13 protein-coding genes, 1 tRNA gene and 1 pseudogene are annotated in these 12609 nt (G+C 35.7%); 1 reads left to right on the forward strand and 14 read right to left on the reverse strand.

The genetic code is table 11. From position 1 onward, the window contains the following. Window positions 1-2: 2 nt before the first annotated feature. Window positions 3-77, reverse strand: a tRNA-Asn gene (locus tag BU038_RS06530). A 150-nt stretch (window positions 78-227) separates the two neighbouring features. Beyond that, on the reverse strand, window positions 228-800 hold the full coding sequence (locus tag BU038_RS06535; protein ID WP_107605344.1) for a competence protein ComK: 573 nt from the start codon (window positions 798-800) through the stop codon (window positions 228-230). Between the two features lie 210 nt (window positions 801-1010). Here BU038_RS06535 and BU038_RS06540 point away from each other — a divergent pair, with 210 nt between their 5' ends. Then, window positions 1011-1229: an IDEAL domain-containing protein gene (locus BU038_RS06540; protein WP_002480446.1), complete on the forward strand. Its 219-nt coding sequence runs from the start codon at window positions 1011-1013 to the stop codon at window positions 1227-1229. 115 nt (window positions 1230-1344) lie between these two features. On the opposite strand, the gene BU038_RS06545 is transcribed toward BU038_RS06540, so the two are convergent. The 12 genes and pseudogenes from BU038_RS06545 to BU038_RS06600 all read right to left on the reverse strand — a co-directional run bounded on the left by BU038_RS06545 (window position 1345) and on the right by BU038_RS06600 (window position 12474). Then, entirely contained in the window at window positions 1345-1680 is a 336-nt protein-coding gene (locus BU038_RS06545) for an antibiotic biosynthesis monooxygenase (protein WP_107605345.1), read from the reverse strand. A 15-nt stretch (window positions 1681-1695) separates the two neighbouring features. After that, window positions 1696-2406, reverse strand: coding sequence for a class B sortase (gene srtB / locus BU038_RS06550; protein ID WP_425385745.1), 711 nt, complete (start codon window positions 2404-2406; stop codon window positions 1696-1698). Between the two features lie 5 nt (window positions 2407-2411). Beyond that, entirely contained in the window at window positions 2412-3179 is a 768-nt protein-coding gene (locus BU038_RS06555) for an ABC transporter ATP-binding protein (RefSeq protein WP_107605347.1), read from the reverse strand. Continuing rightward, window positions 3160-4134 carry a FecCD family ABC transporter permease gene (locus tag BU038_RS06560; protein ID WP_107605348.1) on the reverse strand — a complete coding sequence of 325 codons (975 nt, stop codon included), beginning with the start codon at window positions 4132-4134 and terminating at the stop codon, window positions 3160-3162. The genes BU038_RS06555 and BU038_RS06560 overlap by 20 nt, the downstream gene beginning before the upstream one ends. An 8-nt stretch (window positions 4135-4142) precedes the next feature. Continuing rightward, window positions 4143-5024, reverse strand: a complete 882-nt coding sequence (isdE, locus tag BU038_RS06565; protein WP_107605349.1) for a heme ABC transporter substrate-binding protein IsdE — start codon at window positions 5022-5024, stop codon at window positions 4143-4145. Beyond that, window positions 5008-5823 (reverse strand): annotated as a pseudogene (locus BU038_RS06570) (NEAT domain-containing protein); the annotation flags it as partial. The pseudogene BU038_RS06570 and the gene isdE, both read right to left, overlap by 17 nt. Window positions 5824-5835: 12 nt before the next feature. Beyond that, window positions 5836-6489 carry an NEAT domain-containing protein gene (locus tag BU038_RS06575; RefSeq protein WP_107605351.1) on the reverse strand — a complete coding sequence of 218 codons (654 nt, stop codon included), beginning with the start codon at window positions 6487-6489 and terminating at the stop codon, window positions 5836-5838. A 1-nt stretch (window position 6490) separates the two neighbouring features. Continuing rightward, window positions 6491-7141, reverse strand: coding sequence for a heme uptake protein IsdC (gene isdC / locus BU038_RS06580; RefSeq protein WP_241963157.1), 651 nt, complete (start codon window positions 7139-7141; stop codon window positions 6491-6493). Between the two features lie 78 nt (window positions 7142-7219). Beyond that, window positions 7220-9553, reverse strand: a complete 2334-nt coding sequence (locus tag BU038_RS06585) for an NEAT domain-containing protein (RefSeq protein ID WP_158262792.1) — start codon at window positions 9551-9553, stop codon at window positions 7220-7222. Between the two features lie 168 nt (window positions 9554-9721). Continuing rightward, window positions 9722-11182, reverse strand: a complete 1461-nt coding sequence (locus BU038_RS06590) for an ABC transporter ATP-binding protein (RefSeq protein ID WP_107605353.1) — start codon at window positions 11180-11182, stop codon at window positions 9722-9724. A 12-nt stretch (window positions 11183-11194) separates the two neighbouring features. After that, on the reverse strand, window positions 11195-11890 hold the full coding sequence (locus BU038_RS06595) for an energy-coupling factor transporter transmembrane component T (protein WP_107605354.1): 696 nt from the start codon (window positions 11888-11890) through the stop codon (window positions 11195-11197). Then, window positions 11887-12474 (reverse strand): MptD family putative ECF transporter S component, encoded by a 588-nt coding sequence (locus BU038_RS06600; protein ID WP_107605355.1) that lies wholly within the window; start codon window positions 12472-12474, stop codon window positions 11887-11889. Before BU038_RS06600 ends, BU038_RS06595 begins: the two co-directional genes overlap by 4 nt. Between the last annotated feature and the right edge of the window lie 135 nt (window positions 12475-12609).

Genomic DNA, 12609 nt, shown 5'->3' on the forward strand with positions numbered 1-12609 from the left:
TATGGCTCCACAGGTAGGACTCGAACCTACGACCGATCGGTTAACAGCCGATAGCTCTACCACTGAGCTACTGTGGAATAATGTTATTTCTTCAAGCACAAATACTATTATAACAATCCCTTAAAATAATTCAAGAGAAAATAACGAAAAAGTTGCGGAACATTTACACTCATTCCCCATAAACATCCCGCAGTTTGAGATAATATCTTAAAATGTTTAAAATTACGCTAGCTGCGTGTTGTGTTATTAATCACTAAATAAGTACAAAGTGTTTCATATACATCTAAAGCAGGTTTAGAGTAGTCAATAGGATGCTCTGTATTCCATTTAATTTTCTTAACACGCTTTCTGATAATGTGTTCATAGTAGGCTGCATTTTTATATTGATGCCAGATAGTACGGACCGTTGCGGTTGTGATTAAAGATTGTCCGTCAGTGAAGGTTATTTTAGTAGTATTATTCTTTAACGCTTTGATATCTTGAACAAATTCGATATTAATCCAAATATTGTCTTCAGAGCGTTCAGAATGGGTAGAGAATAGAAAGATAGAAATAACTGGTGAAAGTAAAATGGGTGGTTTACTGTTGATGTTTGTAATCCGAGCAGTATCAGATCGAAGAGATTGAAATGTTGATCCGTAAAAGCGACAAGAGTTATCTAAAGTTTTTTGCGGGGAGCTTTCTACAATCCTCGGATTTTTATTGTAGGTAAGCAATTTTGTATGGAGTGCTCCATACTCTTGAGCAATGACTGGGATATTGGCCATATCATCACTTTTGAAGATGCTATGTTCGTCCATAAGCACGTCCTCCTATTTAATTAATTACAATTAGAATTCGTTAGACATCTAATCATGTAATTATTGTATACTAGCACCTAGAAAAGTCAATAGAAACTTTTGAGTTAATATTACACTTTTAATTTTTAAAAAGTCAGAATATTCATTGATTTTAGATTAAATGCAATGTATACTCGTAAATAACTTAAAAAAAGAAAGGCAGTGATTAAAATGAATCACAATATCAATGTAAAAAATGGAACACTGAAGGCGTTCGTAGCGAATGTAAACGACCTGGGGGTAGAACTCGTAATTGATCAAGCTCTACGTAATGTACGTAAAGAGAAACTTACAGAACTGATTGACCAAGCTTTAATCGAAAAAGATGAAGCAGCATTCAATCGTTACATTGAAGAATACAATCAATTGGAGGATGTTTTAATTGGCTAACTCGTCGTGGGATTCCTGTTCCTGTTCATACTAAAAGGTCTATTCATTTTAAATACCGAATGAATAGACCTTTTTTGTTTGCTTATTTTTAAGCGTTATTTAGAAAAACTTCTTTCTATTTCCCCTCTTGTTCATTTAAATAGTAATAACCAATTGTATACGTCAGTACTTCATTATCTTGAATCGGACTCGTTTGGTCTTGAGATTGATGACGTACATTTTTATGTGCATTCTTGAAGACATCTGAACTCAACCAATTTTTGAAACATGTTTCCGCATCCCAAATCGTTAAAATTTTCACTTCATCATATTCTTTTAAATTATTTGTCGTTGTGACAAACATTTCTTTAAATCCTTCAATTGTTTCAATACCTTGTCGTTTATAAAAACGTTCTACAATGCCTTCTGCTGAACCTTTATCTAATTTCAATTTATTTTCTGCCATAAACATAGCACATACACTCCTTTATCTGTTTTCAATCAATTTTCCAACAACAACGACACGTTTATCAGAACGTGAAAAAGCATCTTCACACGTAGATAACGTCATAATCTTGTCTTGTGGATTGACTGAAATATCTGTTTTGATTTTTGATTTCTTTTTTGTTGTTTTTAAAAACTGTTCATATTCATGTTCATTGTTAAAACTTGTCTGTATATAGTTATCGTGCGCATGAGTCGAATATGCGCTGAATATTTTTAAGGCATACTGATGATACTTTGTATCAAATTCTATCGTTTGATGGTCATCATAAAATGTTTGATTCAAATATTGATGTAGTTCATCAAACATAGTTTGATCACCGACACTATGCCCATAAAGCACCGTATTTTGAGATAAATCTTGTAAGTTATTACGATAATCTACAAAGATACTGCCCTTTTTTGTTTTTTGTTTCTTAAAGTTATGTTCTAAATAATCTTGATTATTTCGTGACTGTAAAACGGGGTAATTCAAACTCGTACCTTCTAAGCGAATCCATCCATGAATGTCAGAGTTGATCTCTGCTAAGGCTTCAAATTGAGGACGAACCCCTTTCTTTTTAAAGTCCGTTTGTAAAACTTCATATTGTTTTTCTTCCGCTTCATTATCTAAACGATGTTGAAAGATAAGATAAACAGCCGCAATAATAACTAATATTAACCCAAATTGAATGACACGCAGTACTTTCTTCATCATTATCACCCACCGTGACATTTACCAATCAATATGCCGCAATCTTTATCATGAATAATCTTTGCGTCGATTTGGTAAATCTTTTTTAATAATTCAGGTGTCACGATAGTTTGCGGCTTACCTTGTGCTGCGATTTCACCATTTGCGACACAAATCAATTCATCACTATAAGTGAGCGCTTGATTGATATCATGAAGCACCATAATGATGGTTAAGTGATGCATTTCATTTAACTGTTTAATCATTTCAAGGACTTGATATTGATAATGTAAATCTAAAAATGTGGTAGGTTCATCGAGTAATAAATATTGCGGTTCTTGGACTAATGCCATTGCGATAAAAACACGTTGTTTTTCGCCACCTGACAAAGCACCAATCGGATGATCTGCATACTTGACTAAGTTGAATTGTTCAAGTACACGTTCAATGACCGCTTCTCCTCTTTCATCTTTCTTCAACCAATGATGACGACTATACCGCCCATAGCGCAGCAATGTTTTTACGGTAAAATCTTCAGGGACTGTGCTATTTTGATGGACTGCTGATAACATTTGTGCAAGTTGCTTCTTACCTAATGTATTCAGGTTATTGCCTTCTATGTAAACACAACCTGCTTGAGGTTGAAGATAACCTGCGAGCATTTGAAGCAAAGTACTCTTGCCTGATCCATTCGGTCCGATAATAGAAGTCACCGCATGACGTTTAAATGTTAGATTCAATTGATTAAAGAGTTGTCTTTGACCATATTTAAAATCAACTTTGTCGATATTCATTTCGGTACGCTCCTTTACAGATTAAATAGATAAGATAAGGTCCGCCGATAATCACCGTAATAATATGGGCAGGTACCTCAAATTGTCGTGACATCAATCTGCCAAGTGTATCCGCTAACAGCACGGCTATCGCACCAAACAACACACAGCAAAGTACTACCTTCCTATAATCACTGCCGACTAATCGACGTGCAATATGCGGTACAATCAAACCTACAAACGCCATTGCACCCGCTACAGCCACGGCACTGCTCGCTAAAAAGACCGCAATTAATCCTATTAACATACGGTAACGTTGAATAGGAAAGCCTAAGTTATGTGCTTGTCGATCATCAAACCCCAACATATTCGCTTGTAAAATAACAGTCATAGCTAATATCAGTCCTATACTAGTTGTCACTGAAATTTGCGCCGCATCTTTCCACACTTTTAAAGACAACCCTGCAGATAATCTCACAGCTGGATTAGCTGTTAAATATTCCAATACGCCATTTAACATCGCATACATTGATACCCCGACAAGCAGCATACGCATCGGATTCAGCTGATAACGATGTTGTAAATAAAACAACAGAATGAATGGTAATAAACCACCTATAAAACTAATCACAGGCATATAAAAGAATAAAGTTGGAATGAACGTCATGACGAGCGCCTTAGCTACTAATGCACCTGAACTTACCCCAATAATACTGGCATCAGCAAGCGGATTTTTCAGTACTGCTTGAAGATAAGCACCCGCTACTGATAACGCAGCACCTGCACAAATCGCGACAATGATACGTGGTAAACGTAAGTCTATAATCGCATCGACCTGGTTATCATGACCTGTCGTAATTTTATGCCAAAACTGAGCTGAACTTATGCCTAATTTACCGTTAAATAACGCAAATAAGACCACCACCACAAATAGAATCAAAGTACAGCTAAAGACATAACTAAATTTATATTTCATGCTGCACCTCATTTCTTGTTGTAAAAGGTATCATACAGTTCCTGCATTGCTTGGTCTGCATCGATATTAGCTGTAATGCCGAAAGGTTGTTCTTCTAAATCATAGACACGCCCTGTCTTGACTGCTTTAAAATGTTTCCAAATGTCATTTTCTTTAAATTCCTTATCGAACATCTTTTTAACTTCTTCCGGCATGCCATGAGGCAGACGCAAAATAATATCTGGATCAACGTCATACAGATATTCTGTATTAGATGCTAAATATTGTTTAGATTCTTCTTTAATCACATTTTCACCGCCCGCAATTTCAACTAAGTTGCCGATATAAGAGCGGTTCGTTGCGACTAAATAACTACCTGGCACTCCCATTAAAATCAACACTTTAGGGTGCTTTTGTTTCGCTGCTTTTTGTCTGACTTGTTCTTCAGCACGGGTTAATTTTTGGTTTAACTTCAATGCTTCTGCTTCACGATTAAATTCCTTACCCATTTGTGTAATGGATGTCTTCATTCCTTTAAGACTGTCATAGTCATAGAAAATTGCTTTAGCTTTAATCATTTTAAATTTTGGTTTTGTTTCATCTTCAATAGTAGAAATACCTAAAATATGCGTCGGATGAACAGCTTGTACCTTCTCCATATCCGGTGTCATCGGTTGACCGACTTTCGGCACATTATCATATCGTTTTGGTAATGTTTTATAAGAATCCGGCTTGCCAGCAATATCTAAATTCAAAGCGTCTAACGTTTGTGTCAAAGCTACTGTTGTCGGTACAATACGAAAATCTTGCGAAGATGTTTGATTATTTTTATCTTCTTGTGCTTGGCAACCAGTCAACAAAACAATCAAGCTTAAAAGTACAAAACACCATCGTTTAATGTTTTTTCTCATGACCTTTACCTTCACCCTTTCTGACGTAAAGTGTAGAGACCACTAACAAAGCACTCGCCAAAATAATCACTGCCCCTAAATAGATTTGATTCATTCTCTTTAAATATTTACCGACATCTGAATGTGTCTTTGTGAATTTAATAGGTTCACTATCATCCGCATGTCGATTAAAATCAGGGAATATTTCAGGCAATGGCGGTTCTTCCATTGATTTGGCGGTCTGTGTTGTTTTAACATCACTTGATTGTATAGGTCTTATTGGTTGTGATGACGTAATAAACGGTGTTTCTTTTACCGATTGTGTCTGGTTAAATGCTTGATGGTTTGCTGATTGTGCATTATTCACTATTTCAGACTTAATTTCTGGTTGAGTATCTATCACTGAATTTGTTTCTTTTGTTTCAGTTGCTTTTGTTTCTTTGTTCATCGGTCTTAAATTGTCATCATCTTTGGAAATAGATGTGTTATCTTTTTCTGTTTGTTGATGTGATTTTTCTGTCTCTACAGCTGCTTCATCAAACACTATTTCAGTTGTATAGTGATGATCATAGTTTAAATGCGGAACAACAATATGTACTCTTGAGATCAACATTTTCTGATCTTTTGGCATATTAAATTCAATGACACGTTGATCTTGTTGTGAATCTTCACTTACCACTTTTACTGGAATACGTGTTTCGCCCTTAAAGATTTCGAAAGACTTCCACCATGCAGCATTATTTAACGTCATTTGAACGGTTGCTTGTTGATTCTGATAGATGACTTTGGCTGGATGCACCATATATTGATCCATCACTGAACGTTGATTTGTTTAATGTTTCAATACTTTGAAATTCAGATTCTGCATTTCTGATACATGACTATTGGATTTCTTAGGATTTACTTTTTCAGGTGTGCGTTTTTCTGTTGGTTGTGTATCTGATTTAGGTTGAATATCTTTTTTCGGTTTAATTTCTTGTTTCGGTGATGGACTTGGTTTTGGTGTCGGTTGTACTTTAGGTGTCTCCTCTTTTGGCAACTGTGCTTCTAAATCAATTTTGGTTGTATAGTGATGGTCGTAATGAATATCAGGGACGATAATATGTACTTTTGAAGTGAATGATTGCGTCTCTGGTGTGACTTCAACTTCTACTATACGTGCCTCTTTTGTTTCACTGACTGTCCGTACATCACATTGTTTATCACCTTCATATAATTCAAAGGCTTTCCACCACTCTGGATGTAGTAATTTAAACTGTAAATAAACTTTGTTGTTTTCAGTTCTGATAGTTGCTGGATGTGCCATATAATCATTCATGACTGACACATCCTGACTGTTTTCTTTATAGACTTTAAAAGGTATCTCTTTAATTGCTTGTTGTGACAACGTTTCATGATTGACTTCAGCTTTTGATTCATCAATGGTAAATGAACAAAGTAAGCTGCCACATAGTACTGCAGCTAAACATTTGTGAGGTACATTCATCTTAATGTTGTCCTTGTTTACGTTTATAGACGACAAAAGATAGAAGTAATAAAGCTGAAGCACCCATTAAAGTGATATAAAGCCATTTAGATTCACCAGCAGCTGTTTGTGGATTTGTCGGTGTTACATCTGATGATGCAGCTTTTTCAGTTGAACCGGCACTTTCACCTTTTGAATCATCCGCATGTGATGCAGCTACAGCACTATCACCTTGTTTATCCCCTTTTAATAAATACGTGATGTTGTAGTTATGATCATATTTAAAAGGTTTACCGTTAACTTCTTCATCGATATACACTTTAATTGTGCCTGGAATTTCGCCCGATGTTTTATCGATTAAAAATTCTGAAGTACGCTCATCTTTAGCTTTATCTTCATGTACAATATTTTCTTTTTGGCCGTTAAATGTAAAGTTAACAATCCAGTGGCTATGGTTGACTGTGAACTGTACATATTGTTTACCGTTTTTATCAATGAGCTTAGCGGGTTTATTGAAATAATCATTTGCCATCGACACGTCTTGTGTCTTATGTTTTAAAATATCGTAATTCAGATCTTTTTCAGCAGCTGAAGCTACAATGGAAAAAATGGCCCAAGTTAATACAATTAATACAGCACTCATCGCGATAACTTTCTTGATTGTTGTTGTCATATGAATCATCCTTCTTTCTATATGATGAGAGGTTGTGAGAGACCCACAACCTCATATTCTTGGTTTCTCAGGAATACATTACAGACTGTTTTTCTTTGATTTCACATGTCTATTCCAAAACAGTGCGATACCACCTAAAAATACAGATAAAATACCAAATGTTGTCGCTGATTCTTCTGTACCAGTTTTCGGCAATGCTTTTGCCTTAGCAGGTGTTGATTTGTTTCCTTTAACTGATTTTACAGTTTCAGACTTCGCTGCTTTGGCTTTAACTGAACCAAGCGGCTGTACAGATGATGGCATAGCTTTCATAGATGGTTGAATTGCTGTCGCATCTTGTACTTCTGTCACATCTTCAGATACTTTTGGTTCTGTTTTTTGAACTGACATCGGTTCTACTTTTATTTCTGGTTTCACATTAGACTCTACCGATGCTTTATCAGTAGATTTATCGACTTGCTTAGTATCTTTTTCTGGTGTGATAACTTTTGGTTGTACTTTTTCTTTTTCAGCTGTTTTATCTACAACTTTATCAGTAGCTTTATCTTCAGCTTTTTCTTGTGGCTTAGGTATCGGCTTAACTTGAGGTTTTGATTCAGGGGCTTTTAAATCAGCAACCGCTTCATCAAACGCAATTTGTGTCGTATATTTATTGTTGTAATTGATGCCTGGAACTACAATATGCACCTTACTTGTTAACATCTTCGTACCTGGTTTTACTTCAAAGTTAATGACTTTTTGATCAGCTGATTTTGAAACTTCGTGTTGTTTAAGTTGTTGTGCACCATCAAAGAGTTCAAATGATTGCCACCAATCTGGATTTTTAATTGTAAACTGGACAAATGTTTTGCCATTTTCCTTAACCACTTTTGCTGGATGGTCCATATAATCATCCATGACTGATTTTTGATCTTCACCATCTTTTTTAACCATAAAGCCGATTTCTTTTGAAACAGGTGCAGCATTCAAAGTTTCTACTTTTGGCGTAGTGTGATTAGATAGTTGTTCAACTTGTGGTTTTGGTGCTGACTTCTCTACTTGTGGCTTAGGTGTCACTTTCGGTGCTGCTGCATCTGACTGTTGATTAGATTGCGCAGTCGGCGGTTTATTTTGGTCAAGGTCTTTAATTCTGACGTGGTAAGCACCTTCGTAGTTGATTTTAGGTAAGCTGACTTTCACAATCGCATCATAGTGATCAATACCAACTTGGTATGGGAAGACGACTGTTCTTTCATTCTTGTTCGTATCACGTGCGATCGTTTTCACACGCTCGTAACCTTCCTTAGTATCAACCATAAAGTCATCCCACATGCTTTCCGACTTAATTGTCATCGCCACATAGTGTTTGCCGTTTTGTTGGAAGACTTGCATAGGTTTAACTACTTCAAAGTCCATATGTGAAGGTTCATTTTTCTTACTATGCAGCACTTCAAAATTGTGATTTTCTGGATTTGTAATTTTGAAATCTGACAGTGGCGCATTTTTAAATTCTTTTTTCGCTGCTTCTAACTGTTCTTTTAATTGTTCTTCATAGTCAGCAAGCATTTCTTTATCATTTTCTGAAGGTACTTTATCTTTCGCCATCAATTTTTTAAGTTGATAAATCTTATCTTCTAACGTAATCGCATTATCGAATGCTTCTGTTTCTTTCTTTTTCTTATACTCATCTTGTGTTAATGGCTTAGAATCACTTGCGTTGATAGGTTGGTTGAATTTAAGTTCAACATCTCCAAATTCTTGGCTAGTAACCAATCTTGATGATGATTTTGTTGACGACTTCACAATGACACTTTGTGTATTATTTGGCACTGCGAATTGTAATTTTGCTGTTCCTGCCTTTTCATCGTAGGCAGTGACTTGTGTATTTAATTTATGATTCTCTTGATAAACATCAAACCTATCCCAAATTGTTGGAATGTCTAATGTTAATTCAACAGTTGATGCTTTATCACCTTTTATGAATTGAGCAGGTTGTTTGATATTTGATGCATGGAAGAACGCTTCTTGGTCAGTATTTGGTTTAACAACTTTAAACTCTACCGGATAACGCTCTTCGTTTGCGTGAGGATCTTGTAAAGATGGATTTTTTATTGCTTCTTGTACTGAGACTTGATTTGATGGTGTTGCTTTTTCTGTTTGTGGTGCTTCTTTCTCTTTTGACTCAACTGTTTTTGGCGCTGAAACAGGTGTTGCGTTTGGTGTCGTCGAAGTGTCGCTATCCGTTACAGTAGTTGGTGCTGCTGCATTTGATACGGGCGCTTCTTGTTCAGCTGCTTGTGCTTGCCCTCCTCCTAAGAAGATCACTGCACCTACAGCAATCGAAGCTGCTCCGACAGTAAATTTACGAATTGAATATTGGTACGCTTTCTGGTTGGCTTGGTTCATAACTGTTCTCTCTTTGTTGTTTCTCACGTTGATAACGCTCCTAATCATTAATTTTTTACACCAATAATGATAATCATTCTCATTAGCAATGTATAAAGGGAGTATAGCACACCCTTAAATCAATGTCATCATTATATTTTGTGTTTTTTAAAGTAATTAAAATGATACTGTTATGTTTATGTTATTATTAAATATTTATAGTTCGAAGAAATTTTGAAGTGTTTTGACATTATGCATATCAAGTGGATAGTAGTGGTTGACCTTTCCTTGATGAAATTCCGCAACATAATCTGCGCTGTTTATAATCAACTCATAGTCATGTGTAATGACTAAAATTGTATAACCTTGTGCTTTTAATTGTCGTAATTCTGTCGCAAATTCAGACATACGTTTGCCATCTAAACCACTAGTTGGTTCATCAAATACTAAAATAGGTCTGCCACTTTCCCTCGCACTCGCAATTGCCAGTCGCTGCATTTCTCCGTTTGAGAGTGATAAAGGATGTTTGTCTCGATGTTGTTTTAAATCAATCGTGTCTAATACATGTAGTAAGTCAGCATCTGACATATTACGATGACTGAATCTGATTTCTTCCTCTACTGTTTCACCGAAAAGTTGAGACTCAACATTTTGAAAGACTTGGTATACATCGTGCTTCCACTGTTTTTGACGTATTTTATGCATGCCATTCAAAATGACTGCGTCTTTATTTAACTTAATTGCACCCATTAATGCTTTCGCAAACGTAGATTTCCCTGCCCCATTATGCCCGACTATTGCTGTTATTGCGCCTTTATGTAAATCAAATCGATCAATATTTAAGTCTAATGTTTCTTTTTTCTGATAGTGATATTGCCAGTTTTGGATAGGCACCACATCGTGTGATGAAGGTTCTGATTGTTTGGGTCGTAGTTGTGTTAAATCTGTCGCTCGTAAACCATGTGCTTTTAATTGTTTAAGTTCTAATTGACGGAACTCCTCTTGATGCCACACTTTGGTAATCTGACCTGATTCGATTAAGATAAAATGATCTGCCAAATCTAGTAAATAATGCAGACGATGTTCCGCAATGACAATCGTCTTCCCTTGGTGTTTCCAAGATTGAATCATACGCGCTAATTTTTGGACGGCTTTGAAATCTAAATTTGAAGAAGGTTCATCCATAACAATAAGTGATTGTCCTGCGATTTCAATACTGATACACGCAATCATCTGTTGTTGACCGCCGGACAATTCAAAGACATTACTTTCTAGTAAATCATTAATTTGATATTGATCTACTGCTTTATCGATACGTGACTGAATTTCTTCTGAATCTGTATAATAATTTTCTAATTCGAAGGCAAGCTCATTTAATACATGTGTACAAAAGAATTGTGATCTAGGATTTTGAAAGATACTGCCGATTTGGCGACTTAAATCTTTGAAAGAATAGTCCTTCGTGTTTTGTCCTGCGATGATAATATCTCCTGTAATTTCACCTGAGAAAAATTGAGGAATCAGCCCATTGATTAATCTTAGTACTGTTGATTTTCCGCATCCTGATAATCCTGTTAAACAGACCACTTCCCCAGGACGAATGGTTAAATTAAAATCCTTTAATGCATTTTTATCTGACGCACTATAGCTGAAAGTTACATTATTAAATTGAATCATTTGAGCCTCCTCTTATATAACGTAATAAAGTATAACGAGTAAAATTAAGCATCCTGCGATAGTTTTGTCGATTGCGGTCATTTTAAATACAATGAGTGAAGTACGTGCAGCGTCTACAGACAGACCTCTTGTTAAAGAAGCGGCAGTCAATTCATTTGAGATTTTGACCACACGATTAATCAAAGGTACAACACGCATTTCGGTATAACGTATTGGATGCAGAAATGCTTGAAGTGTTGTCATACCCCGCATACGCATCGCATGTTTAATGTTTTGCGATTCTTGATAGACCACTGGAAGAAACCGAAACATGACCGCTAAAGGAATCGTCAACACATTTGGAAACTTCATTTTCTCTAATGCACGAATGAACATTTCAACTGACGTTGTTTTAAATAAGACAAACCCCATTAAAGCTGCGGGTAAAAAACGTGTAAGCAAATTGGCTATTATAAATATCAAACTATACACAACCGCATGATATTCTCTCAATTGAAATGTTTCGATATACCATCCAGTAAAAAGAATAAAAAAGCATAATAAGCCAGTTTTATAATTATGAAGGTAAAGCAGACAAAATGTAGGTATCAAAATAATAACAAGTCGTGGATAAACTGCATGACCCGTAGTAGTGCCTGTTAAGGCGATAAAGGATATCAATACCATACTTAATAATTTTATTCTTGGATCAATTTGCGTCTTGATCATGACACCATACCTGCACGTACAAAATGTTTTTTAAATAGAATTCTTGCGATGACAATTCCGATAACCGCACCGACCATACAAGTCACTATTATAATAGGTAATGTTTGTAGCGTGAATAGTTTATCTAGTAATGCAGTATATTCATGTCCTCTTTTTTGTTCTAGATAATCGAAAAAGGATTGTCTTGCGAAGTAAAATGGAAGCAAACTGCCGAGTGACCAAAATGAAAATACAATATAACCGATACTTAATGATAACCAATGACGATAGTTGCCGATCTTCATAATTAAATCAGCTAGAATCGGTAATGGAATACCAGTAATTAATGCGAGTCCTGGATGACCCATAACAAACAATACTAAGCTCACTACAATCCCACTAATACTTAAAGCACCGAACTTTTGTGTTTTAGCTACCAACAACATAATAGGTACACTGCCGATAACCGCAAATAATGCAGGTAAGAAAAACATAATCACTGGCACTATCCCAGCAATACCAACAGGCGTAATCAACACAAAGAATATTGCGGTAAAGAGCCCGATGTTAATTAAATCTTTAACTTCTAATTTCTCACGTTGCATGCATGTATCTCCTCCTTAAAAAATGTCGTTAAATTTATCGTGTGAATATAACTTAATCATAGTTTACCACCATTGATAATGATTCTCAATTACGTGTTTCAGTTAAAAATCACTTTCCTTTAGTAAAAGATATAT

The organism is Staphylococcus simulans (genome assembly GCF_003043455.1).
Taxonomy (GTDB): Bacteria; Bacillota; Bacilli; order Staphylococcales; family Staphylococcaceae; genus Staphylococcus; species Staphylococcus simulans_A.

What these genes read in the sequence shown, in the direction of transcription:
- isdC (WP_241963157.1), bottom strand. Translation starts at nt 7,141, where the DNA reads ATGACAACAACAATCAAGAAAGTTATCGCGATGAGTGCTGTATTAATT.
- BU038_RS06540 (WP_002480446.1), top strand. Translation starts at nt 1,011, where the DNA reads ATGAATCACAATATCAATGTAAAAAATGGAACACTGAAGGCGTTCGTA.
- BU038_RS06535 (WP_107605344.1), bottom strand. Translation starts at nt 800, where the DNA reads ATGGACGAACATAGCATCTTCAAAAGTGATGATATGGCCAATATCCCA.
- srtB (WP_425385745.1), bottom strand. Translation starts at nt 2,406, where the DNA reads ATGAAGAAAGTACTGCGTGTCATTCAATTTGGGTTAATATTAGTTATT.
- BU038_RS06545 (WP_107605345.1), bottom strand. Translation starts at nt 1,680, where the DNA reads ATGTTTATGGCAGAAAATAAATTGAAATTAGATAAAGGTTCAGCAGAA.
- BU038_RS06555 (WP_107605347.1), bottom strand. Translation starts at nt 3,179, where the DNA reads ATGAATATCGACAAAGTTGATTTTAAATATGGTCAAAGACAACTCTTT.
- isdE (WP_107605349.1), bottom strand. Translation starts at nt 5,024, where the DNA reads ATGAGAAAAAACATTAAACGATGGTGTTTTGTACTTTTAAGCTTGATT.
- BU038_RS06590 (WP_107605353.1), bottom strand. Translation starts at nt 11,182, where the DNA reads ATGATTCAATTTAATAATGTAACTTTCAGCTATAGTGCGTCAGATAAA.
- BU038_RS06575 (WP_107605351.1), bottom strand. Translation starts at nt 6,489, where the DNA reads ATGAATGTACCTCACAAATGTTTAGCTGCAGTACTATGTGGCAGCTTA.
- BU038_RS06560 (WP_107605348.1), bottom strand. Translation starts at nt 4,134, where the DNA reads ATGAAATATAAATTTAGTTATGTCTTTAGCTGTACTTTGATTCTATTT.
- BU038_RS06600 (WP_107605355.1), bottom strand. Translation starts at nt 12,474, where the DNA reads ATGCAACGTGAGAAATTAGAAGTTAAAGATTTAATTAACATCGGGCTC.
- BU038_RS06595 (WP_107605354.1), bottom strand. Translation starts at nt 11,890, where the DNA reads ATGATCAAGACGCAAATTGATCCAAGAATAAAATTATTAAGTATGGTA.